The organism is Lacticaseibacillus songhuajiangensis (assembly GCF_003946025.1).
Lineage (GTDB): Bacteria > Bacillota > Bacilli > Lactobacillales > Lactobacillaceae > Lacticaseibacillus > Lacticaseibacillus songhuajiangensis.
Window position 1 is genome coordinate 1 of sequence record NZ_RHNR01000006.1, and the last position, 21,660, is coordinate 21,660.

20 protein-coding genes are annotated in these 21,660 nt (G+C 54.3%); 6 read left to right on the forward strand and 14 right to left on the reverse strand.

The genetic code is table 11. The features are described 5' to 3' along the window. Nucleotides 1-697: 697 nt before the first annotated feature. The 8 genes from EKM97_RS02810 to rbsK all read right to left on the reverse strand — a co-directional run bounded on the left by EKM97_RS02810 (nt 698) and on the right by rbsK (nt 6,641). The gene (locus EKM97_RS02810; protein ID WP_125570764.1) at nt 698-1,321 is read right to left on the reverse strand and encodes a TIGR01906 family membrane protein; all 624 of its coding nucleotides are present in this window, start codon (nt 1,319-1,321) and stop codon (nt 698-700) included. Between the two features lie 2 nt (nt 1,322-1,323). After that, nucleotides 1,324-2,082: a TIGR01457 family HAD-type hydrolase gene (locus tag EKM97_RS02815; protein ID WP_125570832.1), complete on the reverse strand. Its 759-nt coding sequence runs from the start codon at nt 2,080-2,082 to the stop codon at nt 1,324-1,326. 48 nt (nt 2,083-2,130) lie between these two features. Next, nucleotides 2,131-2,808, reverse strand: coding sequence for a YutD family protein (locus tag EKM97_RS02820; protein ID WP_225419199.1), 678 nt, complete (start codon nt 2,806-2,808; stop codon nt 2,131-2,133). 108 nt (nt 2,809-2,916) lie between these two features. Continuing rightward, complete coding sequence (locus EKM97_RS02825; RefSeq protein ID WP_125570766.1) at nt 2,917-3,519, reverse strand: metallophosphoesterase; 603 nt, start codon at nt 3,517-3,519, stop codon at nt 2,917-2,919. A gap of 72 nt (nt 3,520-3,591) precedes the next feature. Beyond that, entirely contained in the window at nt 3,592-4,326 is a 735-nt protein-coding gene (locus tag EKM97_RS02830) for a YibE/F family protein (protein ID WP_125570767.1), read from the reverse strand. Continuing rightward, on the reverse strand, nt 4,323-5,447 hold the full coding sequence (locus tag EKM97_RS02835; protein WP_125570768.1) for a YibE/F family protein: 1,125 nt from the start codon (nt 5,445-5,447) through the stop codon (nt 4,323-4,325). Before EKM97_RS02835 ends, EKM97_RS02830 begins: the two co-directional genes overlap by 4 nt. Continuing rightward, on the reverse strand, nt 5,407-5,721 hold the full coding sequence (locus tag EKM97_RS02840) for a hypothetical protein (protein WP_125570769.1): 315 nt from the start codon (nt 5,719-5,721) through the stop codon (nt 5,407-5,409). Before EKM97_RS02840 ends, EKM97_RS02835 begins: the two co-directional genes overlap by 41 nt. After that, the gene (gene rbsK, locus EKM97_RS02845; RefSeq protein ID WP_125570770.1) at nt 5,721-6,641 is read right to left on the reverse strand and encodes a ribokinase; all 921 of its coding nucleotides are present in this window, start codon (nt 6,639-6,641) and stop codon (nt 5,721-5,723) included. Before rbsK ends, EKM97_RS02840 begins: the two co-directional genes overlap by 1 nt. A gap of 335 nt (nt 6,642-6,976) precedes the next feature. Between rbsK and pepV the strand changes: the two genes are divergently transcribed. Genes pepV through EKM97_RS02860 form a run of 3 tightly spaced genes read left to right on the forward strand, consistent with a single transcriptional unit; the run spans nt 6,977 to nt 11,818 of the window. Continuing rightward, complete coding sequence (gene pepV / locus EKM97_RS02850) at nt 6,977-8,392, forward strand: dipeptidase PepV (protein ID WP_125570771.1); 1,416 nt, start codon at nt 6,977-6,979, stop codon at nt 8,390-8,392. Further along, a complete protein-coding gene (locus tag EKM97_RS02855) occupies nt 8,385-9,137 on the forward strand; it encodes a biotin--[acetyl-CoA-carboxylase] ligase (RefSeq protein WP_164507412.1) in 753 nt (250 codons plus the stop codon). The genes pepV and EKM97_RS02855 overlap by 8 nt, the downstream gene beginning before the upstream one ends. Before the next feature lie 41 nt (nt 9,138-9,178). Then, nucleotides 9,179-11,818: a transglycosylase domain-containing protein gene (locus tag EKM97_RS02860; protein WP_125570773.1), complete on the forward strand. Its 2,640-nt coding sequence runs from the start codon at nt 9,179-9,181 to the stop codon at nt 11,816-11,818. A gap of 711 nt (nt 11,819-12,529) precedes the next feature. Here the strand turns inward: EKM97_RS02860 and ccpA are convergent. Further along, entirely contained in the window at nt 12,530-13,546 is a 1,017-nt protein-coding gene (ccpA, locus tag EKM97_RS02865; RefSeq protein WP_125570774.1) for a catabolite control protein A, read from the reverse strand. A gap of 220 nt (nt 13,547-13,766) precedes the next feature. Here ccpA and EKM97_RS02870 point away from each other — a divergent pair, with 220 nt between their 5' ends. Next, nucleotides 13,767-14,870: a M24 family metallopeptidase gene (locus EKM97_RS02870; protein ID WP_125570775.1), complete on the forward strand. Its 1,104-nt coding sequence runs from the start codon at nt 13,767-13,769 to the stop codon at nt 14,868-14,870. Between the two features lie 109 nt (nt 14,871-14,979). Here EKM97_RS02870 and EKM97_RS02875 read toward each other — a convergent pair whose 3' ends face one another. The 3 genes from EKM97_RS02875 to EKM97_RS02885 form a co-directional block, all read right to left on the reverse strand. Further along, complete coding sequence (locus tag EKM97_RS02875; protein ID WP_125570776.1) at nt 14,980-15,627, reverse strand: HAD hydrolase-like protein; 648 nt, start codon at nt 15,625-15,627, stop codon at nt 14,980-14,982. A 145-nt stretch (nt 15,628-15,772) separates the two neighbouring features. Continuing rightward, on the reverse strand, nt 15,773-16,273 hold the full coding sequence (locus EKM97_RS02880; RefSeq protein ID WP_125570777.1) for a YtxH domain-containing protein: 501 nt from the start codon (nt 16,271-16,273) through the stop codon (nt 15,773-15,775). Nucleotides 16,274-16,284: 11 nt separating this feature from the next. After that, nucleotides 16,285-16,713 (reverse strand): DUF948 domain-containing protein, encoded by a 429-nt coding sequence (locus EKM97_RS02885; RefSeq protein ID WP_125570778.1) that lies wholly within the window; start codon nt 16,711-16,713, stop codon nt 16,285-16,287. Nucleotides 16,714-16,870: 157 nt separating this feature from the next. On the opposite strand from EKM97_RS02885, the gene EKM97_RS02890 reads away from it, so the two are divergent. Continuing rightward, entirely contained in the window at nt 16,871-17,740 is an 870-nt protein-coding gene (locus tag EKM97_RS02890) for a mechanosensitive ion channel family protein (RefSeq protein ID WP_225419200.1), read from the forward strand. Nucleotides 17,741-18,087: 347 nt separating this feature from the next. Here the strand turns inward: EKM97_RS02890 and cbpB are convergent, their stop codons facing one another. Continuing rightward, complete coding sequence (gene cbpB, locus EKM97_RS02895; protein ID WP_125570779.1) at nt 18,088-18,576, reverse strand: cyclic-di-AMP-binding protein CbpB; 489 nt, start codon at nt 18,574-18,576, stop codon at nt 18,088-18,090. A gap of 192 nt (nt 18,577-18,768) precedes the next feature. Here cbpB and EKM97_RS02900 point away from each other — a divergent pair, with 192 nt between their 5' ends. Further along, a complete protein-coding gene (locus EKM97_RS02900; protein ID WP_125570780.1) occupies nt 18,769-19,500 on the forward strand; it encodes an MIP/aquaporin family protein in 732 nt (243 codons plus the stop codon). A gap of 76 nt (nt 19,501-19,576) precedes the next feature. On the opposite strand, the gene EKM97_RS02905 is transcribed toward EKM97_RS02900, so the two are convergent. Next, a complete protein-coding gene (locus tag EKM97_RS02905; RefSeq protein WP_125570781.1) occupies nt 19,577-21,496 on the reverse strand; it encodes a hypothetical protein in 1,920 nt (639 codons plus the stop codon). Nucleotides 21,497-21,660: the final 164 nt, after the last annotated feature.

The window sequence follows — 21,660 nt, forward strand, 5'->3', positions numbered from 1 at the left end:
GGAGTCCTTCACTGGCAGAATTGCCGCAAGACCGGCGTCAATTCCGCGCTCCCGAGATGATTGTGTGAAGCCACGACGGCAAACCCGGCCGTCCTGTCTCCAGACAATCATCTTTTCGCCGACTCCGTTCTCGCACGCTACGCCCAAGCGCACTCCTACCTCCGTGGCCGACACGCTACTGAAGTAGGAAAAGAACTAGAGATCTGGCGATAACGCACTGAAATGCTCCAACTGCCAACAGGGCGTCAAATTAATGGTGACAAAATTAGTGTATTCAGGCAGAAGACTGACTTATCGTTAATTGTGCCAATATTTCTGAATCGTGTCCCCTCTTTGTTTGGTGTCCCCGCCAGCGTAACCTGAAACTTTCCCCACCAGAATGTTGTTGTAGCACTTAGGGACTGGGGCGGCTTGGTGGAGTGAACGCAGGTAGGTGGCGCGCAAAGAGCACGAATAGCCCACACAACCGGCGAAGGCCGTTTTGTGTGGGCTATTCGTGCTCGGGGTAAATCTTTTTGACGTGGGCTTCGGCAAAAAGTTTAGCGGTAGCCTGGCTTGCCAGGCGTGAGCGACCCCGCGCCACCTGCCTGCGGGCACGTAACCAAGCCGCCCCAGTCCCGACCTTCGGTCTAACCACTATTTTCAAACTGAGTATCCTTACGGATGAAAGTTTCCCGACTCACGCTGACGGACAGTTTCAGCCGTCCACAGCGTCGCGGCGGGCGCGGTACAGGATGAAGGCCATGATGCCGAGAAACATCAGGATGAACAGCACAAAACAGGCTGCAAAGTAGCTCTCTGGCAGCACGTTAATGACTGGATCCGTGCGCGGATCAAACAACCAGTCGCTGTTGCGGAACAGTAACTCGTGGAAGCCAATGAACACCGCGTTGAAATTGAACGCCATGGCAACCGCAGCGATGATGGGGATGAAGATACCCCACAAAGCCTGTCGCCATAAAACATACATCCGCCGTTCTCTAAATAACCGGCCGAGGAACCGCACCGCTGGAATTGCGGTCAGCAGCAACACCACGAGGTTAAAGACAAACAAGTGCTGCACATCGGCGAAGTGCGTAGCACCGGCTGTGCTGGACACGAAGTTCGGCATCATCACGACCTTTTGCCAAGGGCTGTAGAGGTAGGCCATGAGTACGAGAAAATTATGCATCAGGGTGGCAAAACTCATTCCCGCCACGTGCGCGAGGTTCATGAAGTGGGCCCACGCCGCGAAAAGCGGTATGGCAATCACCGTCACGAGCCAAATGCACGCACTGATGAGAAAAAGAAAGGCCGCCGTCACGTTGAGGGCGCCCTTCATGTTTACACTTCCCAATCTGCGAGGCTGTTCACCACGTGCGTTGGCTGAATCTTTTGCTGGGCAACGTATTCCGGCGTAGAAATGCCCGTGTAAACGAGTAGCTGCGCGATACCGGAGTTGATGCCAGCCTTGATGTCGGTGTTGTAGTTGTCGCCAACCATCACCACATCCTCAGCGTTCAGCCCCATTTTGTCGAGCGCGGCATCCATGATTGGGCGCCGTGGTTTGCCGATGTAAAAGGCCTCGCGCTGAACAGCCCGTTCAACAAAAGCAATCACGGAACCGGCACCAGGCACCTGACCGCGTTCGTTAGGCAAATTGGTATCCTCATTGGTCCCAATGAACATCGCCCCACGCTTGATGGCAAGCGTTGCGAGTTCGGCCTTGTGGTAAGTCAGGTCGTAGTCCAAGCCGACCACCACGTAATCGGGATCGTACTCGTTAAGCTTAATGCCAGTGCTGAGCAATGCCTTTTTGAGACCAATTTCGCCGACGATGTAGATTGACTTATTACTCAAGTCGCCATGGTTCTCGCGTAGCAAGTAGCTGGCGGTCGCCATGGATGGTGTGTACACATGATCCGGGGTCACGTAAATGTTGTGCTTACTTGCCAAGAAGTCGCACACCATTTCCGGTGTCCGGGTTGTGTTGTTGGTCAGGAACAAAAACGGGATGTTGGCGGCCTGCAAACGCTCAACGAAGCCCTTAGCTTCGGGAATGCGCTCATTGCCGCGGTAAATTGTCCCGTCAAGATCAATCATGTAGCCTTTGTACTTTGTCACGAATTGTTTCCCCACATTCTGTCTAACTTATTTCTCGTCAAGCGTGCGGATGCTAAAATGCCGTCCGCCGCGCTTAGTGCTGGTGCTGGCGCGTTCATGCTGACCGCGTTCAGGTTTGCGGTCGCGCACGCGGCGCTCACTGTAGCCCGCCTTCTGCTGTTCACCGCGGCCGCTTTGGCTGCGATTGCCGCGGTGATTACTTCCCCCACGGTTATGGCTACTTTGTTTGGTCTCGCCATCGCTGCGACCACCTTCGCTGCGGCGTGGTGCGGTATTGCGGCCGCCGCGCCGGTTCCGATTACGGCCACCGCGATGCGGCTTAGGCGTTGTTTCAGTCTCGGTTGGCGCGTCGATGCGTTCCAAAACAAAGTACGCACAGCCAAAATTACAGTACTCATACAGGTAATCTTCCAGGTGACCAATCTTCTGATCCGGCGCCGCTTGCTTGCGGTCGTCCTTATAGAAGCCCTTCAACCGCAGCTTTTCAAAACCCCAGTCACCAACCACGTAATCGTATTTATCCAAAATTTGTTCATAACGGTCAGCCAGCGCGTCCTTGCGCAGACCGTCCTTGTAGTTCAGCACCAGTGAGTACCGGCGACTGTTAATCGTCAGCAGGTCGGCACTCACCTGCGCCACGTGCACGGGTGCGGGCGCCGGAAAGCGCTCGTGAGCAGATTGTTGATCCTCAATTTCTTTATGCACTAACGTCACCTTTCCGTCCGTAGACGCTGCTTCCAGGCACACCATCGGTCCGGAATACAACGTTCTTTATAATTAATTCAGTTTAACGCACTTCCGGCGACTTGGAAACTAGCGCACCTTGGCGAAGATGTCGTGCTTGCCCTGCGCCATTTCTTCGATGTCCGCCATGCTCAGTGGGCTCCCCCAGGGGAGCTTGTGACTGAGCAACTGCCGCTCGGGTGAATCAACGCCGACGTTAATGTTCTCTTGCACGTGCACACTACTGTTGTGGATATGGCCGTGCAGATTGAGAACCTGCTTCACAATCCCCATCATCAGTGGGTAATGCGTCAAGAATAACTGTTTATGATTGATTTTGATAATAGCGCCAACGTCATGGAAACTGAATTTATCCTGACCGTGCAGTTGCGGGTCATTCTTGTGCAAATATTTGAACAGCGCGCGGTAATCGTGGTTGCCCTTGATAAACACGATGCGCCCGTGCAGGCGCTTGAGAATGGCCAGCACCTGCTCATTCGTTGGCACGTTCTCGGGATTCATGGCAATGTCGCCCAGGTGGTACACAATGTCGTTGTCGTCCACTCTAGCGTTCCACGCGTCCACCATCGCCTCATTCATTTCGTCGGTCGACGCAAACAAACGTGGCGCAAAGTCGTTCATCCCAAGCAAATCACGATGAAAAAAATGTGTGTCTGCAATGAAATACTGCAAACTAAAGCCCCCTAATGATGTTTGGGCAAAATACTTGCCGGCCGCCCAACACTAACATCTGGGCTTACCCACTTACCGACGCACCGCGTGCGCCCGCTGCCGAGCCACCCAGATAGTGACGGGAATCGTCAGGATTACCGCGAGCACTGAGAACAGCACGTCGAGCATTTCACTCACAAAAATTTTGTTATTCAGCACCTGCCACAGCGGATAGTGCAACTGGGCAAACCAGATGAACAAGCCGCAAAAGCCGCCGAAGAAACCAAAGAACAGCGTGTTAATCGCCGTGCCGATGATTTCGCGACCCATTCGCATGATGCCAGGTAAATCGGCCTCAATATCCAGCTCGTGCATCCCCGCTGCGACCGCGATGGCCGCCTCGGCGATGGCACCCAGGGTGCTCATGAGCCCCGCCGCCATGGCGAGTTGTCGGAACGACACCCCGATAGCGGTACTCATGCCCTCCAGGTCCTCACCATCTTCGGCGCCGAACCCAGCCGTGGCGCTCAGGTGCAAGGCCGTGAAGACGACCAGCACGAGGCAGGCCAGCACAATTAGCGAAGCAACAAAGGCAATACCCGCCACCTCATTGTCGCCGCTACTCAGGAAAATCGTGCAGGCTAGAATCAACATGCCAGCGACAATGCCAACACCCAGCGGTGCAAAACCGCCGGCCATCAGGATGACCGCAATCATAATGATGAGGGAATTGAGCATCAGCGCGGCAAAACTACCGGTGCCCTGCTTGCCGCCAACCGCCAGTAGCAGCACGAACAAACAGATGATTAAAGCTAACATTGCGTTCATGCGGCCACCTTCTTCCCGGCGAGGAGCGCGGCCAGGCCACTAGTAATAGGCACCGCCAGCACAATGCCGAACGCCGAAATGAGCGACTGCGCAAAACCCAGTCCCATTACCCAAGAAACGGTGTAGGCAATCGTGTTGCCATTACGCAGCCAGAGAATGCTCTCGGCAAAAGTGTCCGCCATGAAAATCATGAACAGCACGGCAATGAGCGGTCCCATAATTTTGCGACCGATCGCCATCCCCGCCTGAAAACGCACCTTGGCGTCGGCGGGCAGCTGGAACACCGCGACTGAGATGTCACTGGTTTCGTCCAGCACGGCGCCGAGTGCCCCAATTACAATCTGGGCAAAGAAAATCAGCCGCGGGTTCTGGGTGACGTAGCGGACTTCTTCAATATGAATACCGCGGTAGTTGAACGCGGTCATGATGCCGTAGCCAAGGCCAACCGCCAGCAGCGTGCTAAGTAGCGTCGCCAGACCAATACTGAAGCCAACCCGGCGGGGACCGATGATGAGCAGCGCGGTGGCGATGGTGAAGACCACCGCCAGAATGCCCATAATGTACCACGGCCAGTTGCCATGACTTTTAAGCAAACCATTAATCCCGAGCATGAAAATACCCGTATTGAGCGCAATGGCAGCCAATGTCTGGAAGGCATGCAGCCCCGTAAAGGTGAACAGCAGGATCAGGACTAAGGCCAGCAAAACACCACTAACACTATCACGCTTGGCATCACTTAGCTGGTAACTGCCCTGACTTTTGCTGAGGAACACCTGCTGGTGCGTGCGTAGCGGAAAGTCGATGGCTTGCGAGCGGGTGTAGCTATTCGTGAAGTGGACAACTTGCCCCTTGTGCTTACCGTTGAGCAGCCGGGCGCGCACCTGCTGACGCACCTGGGCGTCCTTATTATCATGATCGTCAACCAGCTTGCTAACAGCGGTAGTGCGCACGGATTCAACTTGGGCAACCTGACGTGAGTAAAGCCCAGCATCGTGGCGCAAGCCGAACCACACCAGTAGCAGGATAACCGCGGCAATCCCGACTGTCAGCAAATAACGCCGCCAGCCCGGCTGGCGCCAACTAGGCAATGTGGTTGGCGCGAAGGATTTCGTTGTACGCATCTAACACCGGTCCTTCCGGCTTGGCCCATTCTTCCCAGTGGTCGGGGTGCAAGCTTGGAAATTCATAGTTCTCATTAATATATTCTTCGTAAACTCGCACGGCGGTCCCGTGCGGAATGTTGAGTTGCACAATGCGCACCTGCTTGATGTAACCATCCAGGGCGCAACGCTCGGCAACGCCGTTCATGTAGATGTTCCCGAGCTCGTAGTAGGAAGTGCCGTCGTTGCGGTCAATTTCCTGAATTAAATCAAAAGTCTGGTACTCTGCCAAAATTAGAGTTCCTCCTTCAAGAATGCTTCGACTTCACTGGCCAGCGGGATTGATGGTTGACCGCCGGGCCGGGAAACCGCAATGCCAGACGCGGCCGTTGCGTAGACAATGGCATCTTCCAAGCTGCCGCGGCCGAGCTGGCTGAGAAAACCACCGATGAAGGTGTCACCCGCGCCGGTACTGTCGAGTGCCTTAATGTTGAAGGCCGGCGTTGCAAATTGGTCGCCATCCGCGTCCGCATAGTAGGACCCGTTTTCGGCCAGCGTAATAATCACCCGCTGCACCCCGCGCCGCAGCAAAGCGTTAGCACTTTCGGCGGTCGATGCCGCATCCACGGTGTCGATGCCGGTCAGGGCCGTGGCTTCACCTTCGTTAGGAATGATGATGTCCGTCGCCGCGAGCAATTCATCGGACACGCGGCTACGTGCCGGCGCCGGGTTAAGCACAGTAGTCACGCCGCGCTTTTTGGCTTCAATAAAGGCGGCCGTGACCGTGTCCAATGGTGATTCAAAGGTCGCGAGCAAGTAATCACCTGCTCCCAATTCATCCAGGACGGGCGTAACGTCGGTCATGGTCACCGCTGAGTTGGCACCACTGGCCACAACGATACGGTTCTGGCCAGATGGTTCAACGAAAATCACAGCGCGGCCGGTTGGCTGCTTCTTGTCGGCCAGCAGGTGGGTGGTGTTCACGCCAGCAGCCGTCAGTCCTTCTTTGAGACTCGCGCCGGCACCATCATCACCAATGCGGCCAACAAAACGCACATCCAGTCCATTCTTGGCCGCAGCGACCGCCTGGTTGGCGCCCTTGCCACCAGCGGCTTCGATTAAGCCGTCCGCAATGAGCGTTTCGCCAGGCTTCGGTGCGTGATCCACACTAAAGAGCTGGTCAAGGTTGATACTACCAATCAATGCTAAGGTCATAATTATTCTCCTCGCTTGTCTACTAGGCCATTATAAACACCGCGTAAATGGCGGCGCTGAATCTCACTTGTTAATTTAAACTAATCATACCAAATTATGAGGCTGCGACCAAAGACGGTTAGAAACCGGTGTACAAGGTGCGAAAAGCTGAATTTTCGATTTTAAAATTTCTGTTTTTCGCACCTTGTACCTTAGGTTTCTGCCTTTGAGAGCGCAACTTGACTCTAACATACGAGAGCCAATGAATTGAGTTAAACCAATCCGGTGCCAACTGTCGACTGCCTATGGTATTCTGGTAGTATTCAAACTCTGATGCACAGAAAGCGAGGCTACTTATGACTTACGATTACGAAACCGCAGCGAAGAACTACGAAAGTGCCATGATTGACGACCTGTCCGCCCTCATTCGGATTGACTCCGAACGCGACACCGCCCACGCCACCAAGGACGAACCCCTCGGCCCTGGTCCTGCCGAAGGTTTGCGTCACGCATTAGCGATGGCTGAACGTGACGGCTTTACGACCAAGAACGTGGAAAACGTGGCTGGCCGCATTGAAATCGGGAGCGGCGACGACATTCTCGGCGTGCTCAGCCACGTCGACGTGGTGCCTGCCGGCGAAGGTTGGGATACTGATGCCTTCGAACCCGTGTTGAAGGATGGCAAAATCTACGGTCGCGGTAGCGCCGACGATAAGGGACCACTGATTGCAGCCTACTACGCCCTGCGCATTTTGCGTGACCTCAAGGTGCCGTTGAACAAGCGCGTCCACCTGATTCTGGGTAGTGACGAAGAATCCGAATGGTACGGAATGGATCGCTACTTGGCCACCCAGGAAACCCCAACGCTGGGCTTCTCCCCAGACGCCGAATTTCCTATTATTAACGGCGAAAAAGGGATTGCCAGCTTCCTCGTCAGCCAAAACCGCGTTGCGGCAAAGCCGGCTGCCTACACGCTGACCAGTTTCACCGGTGGGATTCGCCCCAACATGGTACCAGTTAGCGCAACGGCGATTATCAGCGGGGCACTGCCAGCCGACTTTGCCGCTAAGCTGCAGGCTTTTGCCAAGGCTAATGGTGTCACCGCCGACTTGAGCACAGACGGCAGTCAGAACACGATTGTCTTGCATGGCCGTGGTGCCCACGCCTCCACCCCAGAAATCGGGATCAATGCCGGGACCTACCTGGCTGCCTTCCTCGACGAATCCGGTCTTGACCTGGATCCTGCCGGCAAGCAGTACGTGGCCAGCATCACCAAACTTTTGCACCAGGACACAACGGGCGTTAAGACCGGCATCAACTACATCGACAAGAAGATGGGTGCCCTGTCCGCAACTGGGGACATCTTCAACTTTAGCCAGGATGGGGACCAGACGATTCTGATTAACGTCCGCTATCCGCAAGGGACGGATGCCGCCAGCATCCGCGACCAGTACGAAACGGCCTTTGGCGTTGACGCGTACACCGTGACCATTGATGGCCACGCTCAGGAACCCCACTACGTTGCCATGGATGATCCATTGGTGCAAACCCTTCTGCAGGTATACACCGACCACACCGGTCTTGAAGGCCATGAAGTGATTGTTGGGGGCGGCACGTACGGCCGGATGCTCGAACGCGGTGTTGCCTTCGGTGCCCAGATGCCGGGCGCACCAGATGTCATGCACCTGCCTAATGAATTCATTAAGGTTGAAGACATTGTGCGAGCAGCTGCTATCTACGCTGATGCCATCGCGCGTCTGGCCAATGATTAACAGCGCAAACGTCCGCGCGGCGCTCCCGCCGGCACTGGCTAACATGCCCATCGTTAGCCTGGCCAGTACGGATTCAACTAATTTAGAAGCCAAACGGCGCTTGGAAGGGGACACTCGTGTCCCCTTCCTTGTGCTTGCAGACACCCAGACGGCTGGGGTGGGCCAGCGCGGCCACAGTTTTACCTCACCTGACAGTAGCGGTCTGTACATGTCCCTAGTCATCCCCCAACCGCGGGCGCTGCACCTACTCATGCCTGCAGCTGGTGTCGCCACAGTGCAAGCTGCGGCCGTCCTTGACGCTGCGCCACTGCAATTGAAGTGGGTTAACGACCTCACGCGCGGTCAAACTAAAATCGGCGGGATTCTCTGCTGGCTTGAGCAAACGCCAACACCCGCAGCCATCATTGGCATTGGCCTGAACATTTTCCCGAATCCGGACAAAATAGCGCTGGCTAGTGATCAGCAAACCGGGACGCTCTACCCAAGCGCACCGCAGTCGGACTTGCGGGGACGACTCGCCGGCCTAATTAGTGCTAAACTGATTGAATTAATGCAAGCACCTGAACAGATTATGCCCGCCTACCGCAAGGCCGCGAGCTACGTCGGTCAGGCAGTGCGTCTCGCAAACGGCGAGCAGCACGTTAACGGCGTCCTGCAAGGTTTCGCCGACGACGGCAGCGTCATCATTCAGACAGCAACAGGTAAAGTGACCGCGGGGAGCGGTTCGATACGTCCGCAGTTATAAGCCGGCTTCTGGTATAATGACGGACAGAGGTGCACGAAACAGTGAAGAACTTACGCAAATTTTTTAAGCAATCACCTAAATCAGCGCAGGACGCGCAAACAGACGGAGACGAGACGCGGCGTGGTCATCAGCGGCGCGAACGGTCGCAGCGGTCAGCTCACAGCGAGTTGCCGCCTTTTAGCAAGGACACCGTTTGGCTCTACATCGACACCGCGCTGCAGACCTTCAAGGGGCTCATCATCGCGGCTGTCGTTGGGCTGATTATCCTCGGCTCACTCGGCCTGGGCTTAGGCATGGGCTACTTTGCCTCCATCATCGACAAAACAAGCATTCCCACCCGGACTGCACTGCGCCGCAACATCACCAACGCCGACAACTCGGCAACGATGTACTACGCGAACAACGTGCAACTGGCTGACGTGAAGTCCGACTTGGTCCGCAAGTCGGTGCCGCTCAACCAGATGTCCCCTTGGGTGCAAAAAGCCGTCGTGGCGACCGAAGATGAGGACTTCTTTAAGCACAAAGGCGTCATGCCTAAGTCCATTATCCGGGCGGTCATTTCCTCCGTTACTGGCGTTGGTAGCCAGACTGGTGGGTCGACCCTCACCCAGCAACTGGTCAAAATGCAGCTACTCTCCAGTGAAACGACCTTCAAGCGCAAGGCGCAGGAAATCATGCTGGCGCAGCGCGTGGACAAGTACATGAGCAAGCAGGAGATTCTGGCGGCCTACCTCAACATCGCCACGCTCGGCCGCAACAACAAGGGTGAGAACATCGCCGGCGTTGAGGCCGCCGCCGAGGGGATCTTTGGCACCACCGCGGCCAAGCTCAATCTGGCGCAAGCGGCGTTCATTGCCGGCTTGCCGCAGAGCCCTTTTGGCTACACGCCATACAATACGAACGGGACTTTCGTCAAAGATCTGAAGCCGGGACTCGCACGCCAGCGGACCGTGCTTTTCCGCATGTACCGGGCCGGCTACATCACCGCTAAACAGTATGCGGATGCCAAGAAGTATGACCTCAAAGCGCATTTCCTGCGCAAATCCAGCGCGGAAAACGGCCAGGAATCCACTGACTTCGCCTACAACGCGGTCTTCAGTCAGGCGGAAACCATCATTGCCGAGAAACTGGCTAAGCGTGACGACCTGACCGTCAGCGAGATGAAGAGTGACTCGAACCTTTACAACCAGTACCTGACATCCGCTGCTACCCTGCTGCGGACCAAGGGTTACAAGATTCACAGCACGGTCATCAAGTCAGTTTACGACAAGATGCAAACGACCATGCAGAACTACAAGTACACCTTCGGCACAACGCACACCTACTCTTATACCGACCCGAACACGGGTGTGCAGAAAACCGCCACGGAGCCGGCTGAAAACGGAACCGTGCTCCTGGACAACAACACCGGTGCGATTCTCGGCTTCGTCGGCGGTGTGCAAAAGGGTGTCAACCACATCTACACCACCCGTTCACCAGGTTCCACGATTAAGCCCATCATCGTCTATGGCCCCGCAATCGAAAACAAGCTGATTGGAAGTGAATCCGCCCTCGCGGACTTCAAGACCAACTTCTCCGGTTACTCGGTCACGGACTATGGTGGCGTCATCCAAAACAAGTTCATCCCAGCTAGCAAGGCGCTGGCTTGGTCTTACAACATCCCCGCCATCAACCTCTACAACGCGGTCCGCAAAAAGATTAACGTGAAGAGTTACATGGAGAAGATGGGCATCACCACCCTGACCAATAACGACTACTCGCAGCTCGGACTGGGTCTGGGCGGTACTGACTACGGGGTTACCTTGAGCGCCCAAGCGAGTGCCTTCTCGACTTTTGCCAACGGCGGCCAGCATGTGAAGTCGTACATGATTTCCAAAATCACCGATCCAAGTGGCAACATCGTCTACCAGCACAAAACCAAGAAAACGCGCGTCTTCTCTAAGGCAACCTCCTACATCATGAGCAAAATGCTCAGTGGGGTTGTCAGCGACGGGACCGCCGCGTCGGTCGGCAGCAGTCTGCTCTTCAACAGCAAGAACTTGATTGGTAAGACTGGGACCAGTAACAACTACCGGGATATTTGGTTCATTGGGAGCACGCCGGGCGTCACGCTGGCTAGCTGGATGGGTTATGACAACAACTACGGGCAAACCTTCAACATGAGTTCCAGTGGCAGTAGCATCAACCAGCGTTACTGGACTGCCCAGATGAACGCCATTTACCAGCAGATTCCCGATCGCCTGAAGGTGAACAAGACCATGGCCAAGCCAAGCACGGTCAAGAGTGTTCTGGTCAACTCGGAAACGGGTTACCCGAACGGCTCTACAACCTTCAATGGCAGTACCGTATCGACGAGCGGCAATGAAGTCGAAAGCCTGTACAACAACTGGAAACCAGGTGCACTGACGAGTCACTTTGCCATTGGCGGGACGAGTGAAAACTACCTCAGTTTCTGGACGCACAGCGCGGATTACGGCAAAACTACCGATGGTAGTGGCAGCAGTTCGGATAACAATTCAACCACAAGCACAACTAGTGATGCATTGACGTCCAGCACCGGGAGTACGAGCAGCAGCAGTTCTTCCTCGTCCTCCAGCTCGGCCAGCATCCTCTACGGATCTTCGTCGTCGCTGACTTCGTCGTCATCGTCGCCTGCAAGTTCTAGTTCAAGTTCATACTAAGACAGAAAACACCCCTACGAACGCTGGTCGTAGGGGTGTTGTCGTATTACTAACACTCATAACTGAGGCCAAGACTGGAACAGATTGACTCAGTCCTAATTGCTTCCACCATGTTATTCACGCAATTATTGAAACCTCCAACTCAGCCACCTGAATGTGGTTAGAACAAAGTGCAAGTAATTGGATCTGCCAGCTCAAATTCGTCAACTGTGCGCGGAATCTGTAGCACACTAGTTAGCCTTTCCCACTGATGGGTGATTGGAGAACCATTGTACTCAAGAGACATCTGGCATCAAAATCTTCAGTCCAACAATCTCTTTGTCGCGGATTAAAATACAATTAGGTTGATCCCCCACTTCGTCACAATGATGCACATAGGGACTGGAGCGGATTGGCGTTGCGACCGGGAAGGGTGTGCGTGCACGCAAAAACGGCAGTGTATGTTTCGCATGTGGTTTTCATGCGAAATGTACACCGCCGTTTTTGCTAGGAGCGGGATTTTGCCACCGGTTTTGCGGCAAAATCCCCAGCGGAAGACCGCGCAGCCAGTCGACCTCGCGCTTTAGCGCGTAGTGAGACGGACACCGTAGGGCGGGCTGAAGCGGTCCCACGCACATCTTTCCCGAGAGCGTAGCCGATCCGGTCCAGTCCCGCCCCTGTACCATAGAAAAAGAGCCCAACACCAGCAACTGGTGTTGAGCCCTATCTGAATTACTTGTCTGAGTTGTTCTTGGTTGAATCGCGCTGGGTGATGTCGAAACCGAGCATGATGGTCTTCTCGTCGATTTCTTCCTTGTTCATCATCTTCGTCAGCAGGCGCATTGCCACAGCACCGATATCGTAAAGCGGCTGGTCAATGGAGGTCATCCGTGGCCGGCTCATTTCGGTCAGCTTGGTGTTGTTGCTTGCGATGATTTCGAAGTCTTCAGGAATCTTCACACCGGCATCACGTGCCGCGTTGAGAATCCCCATGGCCACTTCGTCATCAGCCACAATGGCTGCGGTTGCCTTAGCCTTTTGCAGCTGCTTGAAGATGGACAGACCTGCCTGGTAGCTGTATTCCGTTTCAAAGACGAGGCTTTCGTCGTAAGCGATGCCGGCCTGGTCCAGGGCACTCTTGTAACCCTTGAGGCGGAACTGACCGTTAATCGCTTCATCCAGCGGGCCGGTCACGAGCGCAATACGCTGGTTACCGTTGTCCAGCAACTGCTTGGTTGCCCCTTCAACAGCGGCTACGTAGTCGATGTTGACACTACCTACCTGCTTTTCGGGGTCAATGGAGCCAGCCAGCACAACTGGGGTCTTGGAGCGGTTGAATTCGCTGCGAATGTTATCACTGATGGCGTGGCCCATGTAGATCAAACCGTCAACCTGCTTGGCCAAGAGGTTGTTCACAACCTGAACTTCCTTCTTGTTGTTTTCATCGGAGTTGGCGAGGATGATGTTGTACTTGTACATTGCCGCAACGTCATCAATCCCGCGTGCGAGGCTGGAGAAGAACATGTTCGTCACATCAGGAATAATAACCCCAACGGTCGTCGTCTTCTTAGATGCAAGGCCACGGGCCACAGCGTTTGGCCGGTAATCGAGACGGTCGATAACCTCCAAAACCTTCTTACGGGTAGCTGGCTTAACGTTTGGGTTCCCATTCACAACACGTGACACGGTAGCCATGGAGACGCTCGCTTCCCGGGCAACGTCGTAAATGGTGATTGTTTGTTTTTCCATAATGCTTCAAAGATCCTTTCGCAAAATCAATTATTTTCAATGGACTGCTCATTTTGTTCGTTTTCAAGGATAGCAAAGTAATTCAACAAATGCAAGCGTTTACTGATAATTGCAGACATTTTTTCATAGCTTCTTTCTGAAATTTTGCAAGGACCCGCATGTGCTATACTGGTCGTATCAAACGCTGCCAAAGACAGCCATTCTTAGGAGGCCTTTTTCAATGAATCAACACCTGCAGAACCTGATTAACTGGGTTCAAGACGAGCACCTGGACATTGCTTACATCAGCAATCCCACTAACATCAACTACTTCTCTGGTTTCTTCCAGGACCCAGAAGAACGTGTCACTGGCCTGTTCGTGTTCCCAAACCAGGATCCCTTCCTGTTCACACCGGCCCTCTCCATTGAGGAGGTCAAGCGCTCCGGCTGGCCATTTGACGTGTACGGGTACCTCGACCATGAAGACCCATTTGCACTAATTGCAGGACATATCAAGGACCGGAACGCGAACCCTATCAACTGGGGCATTGAAAAAGACGACCTGCCCGTTTACCGCTTCGAGGCCGTCATGCAGCAGTTCCCGAATGCAACCTTCCCTGCTGACGCTTCCCGGTACATTGAACGTGCCAAGTTGATTAAATCGCCTGACGAAATCGCCCTGCTTGAAGCCGCCGGTCGTGAAGCCGATGCCGCCTTTGCAGCTGGTTTTGCCGCTCTGCACAGTGGTGTCACTGAACAGGCCGTTGTCGCCGAGATTGAATACGCCATGATGAAGCGCGGCGTCATGCAGATGAGTTTCGACACGATTGTGCAGGCTGGTGCCAACGCCGCCAATCCGCACGGTGGTCCAGAACTAAACAAGATTGAAAGTGGCCAAATGGTCCTCTTTGACCTCGGGACCGTTCACAAGGGTTACATCAGTGATTCTACCCGTACCGTTGCCTTTGGCCCCATTGACGACAAGCAAAAGGAAATCCACGCCGTCTGCTTGGAAGCCAACCTCGCCGCCATGGACGCTGCCCGTCCAGGTGTGACCGCTGCTGAACTGGACAAAATTGCCCGCGACATTATCACCAAGGCCGGCTATGGTGAATACTTCAACCACCGCCTTGGTCATGGGATTGGAACAAGCACGCACGAATTCCCGTCCATCATGGAAGGCAACGATCTCGTGCTGGAGCCGGGCATGTGCTTCTCCATCGAACCAGGGATTTACATTCCTGGTTTCGCCGGCGTTCGCATTGAGGACTGTGTCCACATCACGGCCGACGGGAACGAACCATTCACCCACACAACCAAGGAATTACAGACCTTCACTGACTAAATCTAATTATGACAAAGGGACGCCACTGCGGCGTCCCTTTTCTTGTCCGCAGAAACTGGCGCGAGTACAAAAAAAGTGGCCCGAAGGTCACTTTGCCTGCATTTAGGAATTAGAACAGCTTCGCCGCCGCGGCATCAATGGCAAGTGGAGCATCAACTATGATGTCCGCACCAGCCTTCTTCAGTTCATGAGCATCCCCGAAGCCATAGGTCACGCCGAGCGTCTTCACGTCATTGTTCTTACCGCCTTCGATGTCCGTGAAGCGGTCACCAATCATAATGCTGCTGCCCTGCTCTGCATCCATATTTTGCATCGCATAACGCAGCACGTCGGTCTTGCTGACACGTGTGCGCTCATCGGCCGAGGCACCGTACGCGCCATCAAAAAGGCTGCGCAGCTTCAGGTGATCGACAATTCGTTCAATCATCACTTCCGGCTTGGACGAAGCCACGGCAATCTTGTAGTCTTGGGCGCGCAATTTCTGCAAGGTGTCCACAATGCCATCGTACAGGCTCAGTTCAAAAATCCCCTTGTCAGTGTAATACTCCTGGTAAGAGGCAATCCCCTTCTTGACGTCAACACCTGGAAAATATTTGTGCATGCTATAGCTGAGACTGGGGCCAATCCAGTCGCGGTACTGGTTTGGTGCCAGCGGGGTCAGGCCCATGTCCTTAATCATGTACTTGATACCATCGACAATCCCGCGTTCGGAATCCGCGATTGTGCCGTCAAAATCAAAGAAGAGTGTTTTCGTCATTTCATAAACTCCATTAGCAATTTTATATTTTGAATCAATGTGTCTAGCATACCCCAGACGACGCGACAGTCGCAAGTGAAGCGCACGGACCACTATTTCCCGGAAAATAGGGCAAAAAAAAGAGGCTTTGCGCCCCTCTTCTTCATTACTGCTCGTCGTTTTCTGCTTCAGTATCAGCAGCTTCATCTTCAGCGGCAACAGTTTCTTCAGCAGTTGCGGCTTCTTCCGGCTTGACGTCTTCAGCAGTTGGTGTGGCTTCGTCCTTCGCCTGGGCAAAAGCACTCTTGCCGTCCACGATGATGTCATCAAAGTCATCATCATCGTTGTCTTCGTCGTCATCGGATTCGATGACAGCACTGCGCAATTCGGCAGTTTCTTCATCGTAATCATCGAGGTTCAAGTCGTCGTCGCCCTGCAACTTGGTCTTGAGGCCAGTCACGAGCTCTTCGGCGCTACCGCGCAAGCTAGTTGCAGCGTCCTTGGCGTATTCGTAGTAATCAGCGGCGCGATCGCCGAGTTCACTACCACTGTTTTCCAGCTTTTCCTTCAAGGCCTTGGTGTTGGCTGGGGCGAGCAGGTAGTTCGCGGCCAGTGCACTGGCGGTCCCGAGCAGGAAACCCCATACAAAGTTCGAATTCTTCGACATCGTGTGTCCTCCTATTTCTTATCCTTGCTAAGTTGATTTTTCAGAATAGAAAATGCTGCCGAGCCGGCGCGTACCGCCATGGAGCTCTTCGCAGATGTTGCGGTCTGGTTAACCCGGGTGCTCAAGTTCTTCGCCGCTTCGTTCAGCTCGGAGACGCTCTCACCAAGATCCCCCATTGCGGTAAAGACTGGGTCAATCGTTGCCACCTTGCCATTGACATCCTCAAGTAGCTCGTTTGACTTAACGAGCAATGCTTCGACCTCGTGGGTCAAGGTGCCAAGTTCATCGTTGACGACGTTCAGTGTCCGCCGTGCTTCCCCAACGGTTGGCTTAACTTCCTTAATCGTTCGACTAATCTGCCAACCGACAATAAGAACTGCCAGTGCGATAATTAAAAATGCAATCGCCGCAATTAGTCCCGCGACTTGTCCAAGTGTCATGCCACACCATCCTTTCTTTGGTTCAGAAACCTGGTTCTAGAATATCATCAAAAGAATGCGCATTCAATTTTTTGACCACATTTTGCCAAAAAAATCCGTTTATTGCCCTGCAAAATTCTGCTACACTTGAAGGCATCAATAACAACGAGGTGATTGGGTGCTTTTCTTAGATGCCCTGGATAAAACAACCAAACAAACGCATGCTTTCATCAATTATTTTTCCCGCATTAACTGGGAAAACATTACGGACACTGTCATTAGCCGCGGCGTGCAGCTCATCATCATTACGCTGGTCTTCTGGCTCCTGCGGCGCGTCGGGCGCTACCTGATCAAGCGCTCCTTCCGCCACTACAAGGCACGTGTGGAGACCGCCGGCCGCACCGACACCATGGCGGCGCTCACGCTGAACACCTTCAGCTACGTGCTGATCTTCTTTTACGCTTACAGCTTCCTGACGGTCATTGGCATCCCCATTGGCACACTGATTGCCGGGGCCGGAATCGTTGGCCTGGCCGTTGGGTTTGGTGCCCAGGGCTTCGTCAGCGACCTTGTGAATGGCTTCTTCATTATCCTTGAAGGCCAGCTCGACGTCGGTGACAGTGTGCAGCTGGGCGAAATCGCCGGCACAGTCACGGCCGTTGGTTTGCGCACCACGCAGGTGGAGAGCACCGACGGCACGCTCAACTACATCCCCAACCGCAACATCACCATCGTGCGCAACCTGTCCCGCAACGCGATGAAGATCACCGTCAATATCCCCATCGCGGCTGCGGCGGATACACCACGCGTGGAAGAGGTCCTGCGCACCGTCAACGAGCAGGAGGCACAAAGCGCCAACCCAATTACCGCGCAGCCGCAACTGCTTGGACTCAACGAAACTAAGTGGGGCGGTCTCTCCTACCAGGTGCTGCTAACGACGCAACCCGGTCAGCAAGCGGCCATGCAGCGCCACTACCTCACTGCCTACGTCGATGCTTTGACCCAGGCAGGCATTCATTTGCAGACGAGCAACAAACAAATGCTGTAAAACTAAAGGGGCTGTGCCAAAAGGCGGTTAGTTCCCGATATACAAGCAAGCACCGACCGGAATCCCGAACTTAGGATTCTGGCCGGTGCTTGTTTGTATGTTAGGGAGCCCTTCGGTGTCCATTGTACTAACAATGCTAGCCACTTTTGCTTGTGCGGCTTTGCCGCCCTTAGCAAAATGGACAGCGTAGCAAGCATTGAGTACAAGTGGCTGCCTTTTGGCACAGCCTCCCTTTTTAGTTTACACAAACTTTTTTCAGCCCATTAACTGGTCGTAATATGACAGGTTAATGCTCATAATCCTGGTACCAAGGCATTTTACTGTAAACGTCGCATACGAGCGACTAACTAGTCACGTGTATTCTCCGCCTTCACCTTCGGCACGAGTTCAAACTCCTTATCCAAGTTGTGCGCAAGGAAGTTGAAACTCTTCATCCATTCGCGGCGGGTCACAATCCCGGTGAACTCGCCCTCCTTACTAACAACCGGCAAGAAGGGATTATCCACCAGCAAATGCATCACTTCTTCAATATCGTAAGGATTCTCAATCGTTGCCACCTGTTTGTCCACCACGTCGTTTACGCAGTGTTCGTCAAGGGTGTCCACATCCAGCTTTTCTAGTCCCAGCATGGTATCCGTAATCATCGGCATCGAGATGAGACCAATGAACTTGTCGCCGCGTGCAACAACCGGGATTTTGGAGTAACGGACTTTAGTCAGCACGAGAAAGGCGTGGGTCAGCGAGTTGTCAGCCTCCAGGGTGGCAACCCGTGATGCGGGAATCAGGAAGTGTTCCTTGTTCTCCATTAACATATTACTAATCGCAGGATCAATCATTGTGTCGTCCTTTCTTTGCCGTGTGTTTCCTCAGACTCTTCAGTATATTCTACCCGCTCCGAACAAAAAATACAGTAGTTAGCGCTAACATTCGATTAATCTTCAAAAGTGAGGCGACAGACGGCCATTTCTCTGGTACAATTTTGGAAGCTTTTTAATTAATTATATGCAATTTTCTAGGAGGAAAATACAGTGACATACGCTTTAGGAGTGCGGTTAGCGGCCGAATTCATTGGGACAGCCATCATGATTGTGCTTGGTAACGGTGCCGTTGCCAACGTCGACTTGAAGGGGACCAAGGGTAACGGGTCTGACTGGATGCTCATCGCGGTTGGTTACGGCTGTGGTGTGCTGATTCCCGCCCTCATGTTCGGTTCAATTTCAGGTAACCACATCAACCCCGCCTTCACCCTCGGGCTTGCCGTTTCCGGGCTTTTCCCTTGGAGCGACGTTCTGCCATACATTCTCGTTCAGTTCGCCGGGGCCATGGTCGGCCAGCTCATCGTGGTTGCCGCCTACAAGCCGCACTACGACCTGACGACCAACACCCAGCACATCCTGGGGACCTTCGCGACCATCGACGCAACCAAGGACAAGCTGAATGGTTTCCTCAACGAATTCTTCGGGACCTACATCCTGATTCTCGGTGCCCTCGGGATTACCAAGGCACCATTCTTCGCTAAGGATATCGGGATTGCCCACTTCGGGCTTGGTTTCCTGGTTGCCACACTGGTTGCCAGTCTGGGGGGCCCAACCGGACCTGCCCTGAACCCTGCGCGTGACCTCGGTCCCCGTATCGTGCACGCCCTCCTGCCACTGAAAAACAAGGGTAACTCCGACTGGGGTTACTCCTGGGTTCCAGTCGTTGCCCCAATCGTGGCCGGTATCGCCGCGGTCGCAACGTACAAGTTCATCTTCATGTAAACCAATGAAACACAAAATGCCCACCCCGGCGCAAACCGAGGCGGGCATTTTTAATACCATCAATTCCAGCAATGAATTAGTTTGTACGTACAGCCATTCGCCGTTTGCGCCACCAATACCACGCGGCCACAATCAGTAGGCCGATCCACGCCAGCGGTGCCAGGAGCAGCAAGAAGCGCGTCCGCGCACTCTCGCGATACTGTAGTTCAATGACGTTTGTCCCCTTGTGTTGGGCAGTAATGATTGCCCCAATGTCACTACGGTCATAATCGCTCCGGTGCAGCAATTTACCGTTCAGCCACACCCGCGTATTCTCGTATGCCACAGCGGGAATCTGCACAACGTCACGCTTCTTAGCTGTCCAGCTAACGCGAAGCTTGCCACCGCTAAGCACTGTCTTTCGGTACTTGGCGTTGCGTTGCGTAATCTGCTGGTAGTAAATCGCGTAGGGACTCGCCTCATCCAGTAGCTGGTTGTAAAGCTTGTACGCTGCCTTATCAATCTTCTTACCAATCTGTCCGGGCTCTGCCGTTTTGGATGTCGTGAGCGCCACGAGCTGATCGTGGTAGAGGCGGTACTGACTGTTGTCCTGGAACCACTGCCAAGACTCACTAGGTACCGGCAGGTAGTCCGGCGTCCCCTTCGCCACCATGCTGAGTCCCGCTGCCAGGTCCGGACTCATGAACGCGGTGCGCACCTCCTGCATATCGTCCGCGCTGAGCGTCACGCTCGCAGTCGACTGCAGGACCTGAGGCTTGTTCCAAGCCTCAGCACTGCGGGCCACGTCACTGACCGTTTGGTAAGCCAGAAGCACCACGCCGAAGACAATACTCAGACGCAGCGCGCGTTGCAACAAGTCGTGCGGCTTGAATTTTGCCAGCTCACCACTCAGGTGCGTGAGCCCCATGCCCAGTGCCGCGAGTAGCAACACTGCGGCAACGGCAGCAAAACGCGACGGAAACTGCAGGAAAGAGCCCACCACGTTCCACTTCGCGACAATGCGGTTCCACGGGACCAGCGGACTGGCCAGCAGCAGGAACACCGTCCCCACACCCGCGAGCAAGGTTTCCATCAGCTCGCGATGGCGCCGCAAAAGCAGGCTGATAATCTCGGCGCAAAAGAGCACCGTGCAGACGAGCCCGAGGCTGCCACCCAGCGTGCCGCGGCCATAACTGCCGAAGGATAGCTTGCTGGTGTACGTACCGGAATTAAGCGGCATGTACGGCGCCATCACGTGATTCGTGCCGAAAACCTCCAGCAGCGCGCCCCAGACGTTGGCCGTCAGAAGCAGTGTTAGTCCGACTGCCAGCATAAAGTGGCCGGCAAAACGCCAGCGGTTCGTCGTCCGGACAAAACCAACCACGGCAAAAGGCACCAGGGCCACACACACGAGCAGCGAACTAAGGGCGTGCGTCTGCACGAGAATGGCCATACTGAAGGCCAGTGGCAGCACACCAATCGGATTGCTACGGTTTTGCACCATCCGGACGCCCTGGATGAGCACCCAAGGCATGAGCGCCGCACCCCAGGCCATGAATTCCTGCGTGGTCAGCCACGTCGGCACCCACCCCGCCAGCATGAACACCAGTGCCATGCTGGTCGCCCAAAAGCGGCTTGCGCGCAACTTGCGGCCGAGCACGTACATGCCGCTACCGGCGATGAACTCCAGCGCAAAACCAAGCACGAGTTCCAACTTGAACCAGCCGCCCAGGTGCAGTAGGAGCCAGCCAATTGCATAGGTGAGGTATGGGCCGTAAAGCGCGGTCACAATGCGGCCGGATTGCTGAAAGGCATAGTTACTCTGGAAATAAGAGAGGTTGTGGTGCTGAATTTGCATCGCCGCCTCGTAGAATCGATTGAAGTGGAAAATCGAATCCACACCCAAGATGATGCTGTGGTTTAGCAGCTGGGGCAGCACCACCAGCAAACTCACCAGCCCAATCACTATGAACGGACTGCCGCCTTTGAGCCACGCCCGCATTCGTGTTCTTTGCACAATTTCGCCGCCATTTCTTCTCGAGATATTATCTAATTAAGCATAACGGATAATGCGGTCGAGCACACTGTCTGATCATTATTTTGGGACAAAATTTAAAGACTATGTCTCAGCAAAAGGCAAAAGCACCGCCAAACCAGCAGGTTATGCTGGCTTGACGGTGC

Coding starts and splice junctions, on each gene's coding strand:
- EKM97_RS02810 (WP_125570764.1), bottom strand. CDS start 1,321: ATGAAGGGCGCCCTCAACGTGACGGCGGCCTTTCTTTTTCTCATCAGT.
- EKM97_RS02815 (WP_125570832.1), bottom strand. CDS start 2,082: ATGATTGATCTTGACGGGACAATTTACCGCGGCAATGAGCGCATTCCC.
- EKM97_RS02830 (WP_125570767.1), bottom strand. CDS start 4,326: ATGAACGCAATGTTAGCTTTAATCATCTGTTTGTTCGTGCTGCTACTG.
- EKM97_RS02835 (WP_125570768.1), bottom strand. CDS start 5,447: ATGCGTACAACGAAATCCTTCGCGCCAACCACATTGCCTAGTTGGCGC.
- rbsK (WP_125570770.1), bottom strand. CDS start 6,641: ATGACCTTAGCATTGATTGGTAGTATCAACCTTGACCAGCTCTTTAGT.
- pepV (WP_125570771.1), top strand. CDS start 6,977: ATGACTTACGATTACGAAACCGCAGCGAAGAACTACGAAAGTGCCATG.
- EKM97_RS02855 (WP_164507412.1), top strand. CDS start 8,385: ATGATTAACAGCGCAAACGTCCGCGCGGCGCTCCCGCCGGCACTGGCT.
- ccpA (WP_125570774.1), bottom strand. CDS start 13,546: ATGGAAAAACAAACAATCACCATTTACGACGTTGCCCGGGAAGCGAGC.
- EKM97_RS02870 (WP_125570775.1), top strand. CDS start 13,767: ATGAATCAACACCTGCAGAACCTGATTAACTGGGTTCAAGACGAGCAC.
- EKM97_RS02875 (WP_125570776.1), bottom strand. CDS start 15,627: ATGACGAAAACACTCTTCTTTGATTTTGACGGCACAATCGCGGATTCC.
- EKM97_RS02880 (WP_125570777.1), bottom strand. CDS start 16,273: ATGTCGAAGAATTCGAACTTTGTATGGGGTTTCCTGCTCGGGACCGCC.
- EKM97_RS02885 (WP_125570778.1), bottom strand. CDS start 16,713: ATGACACTTGGACAAGTCGCGGGACTAATTGCGGCGATTGCATTTTTA.
- cbpB (WP_125570779.1), bottom strand. CDS start 18,576: ATGATTGATCCTGCGATTAGTAATATGTTAATGGAGAACAAGGAACAC.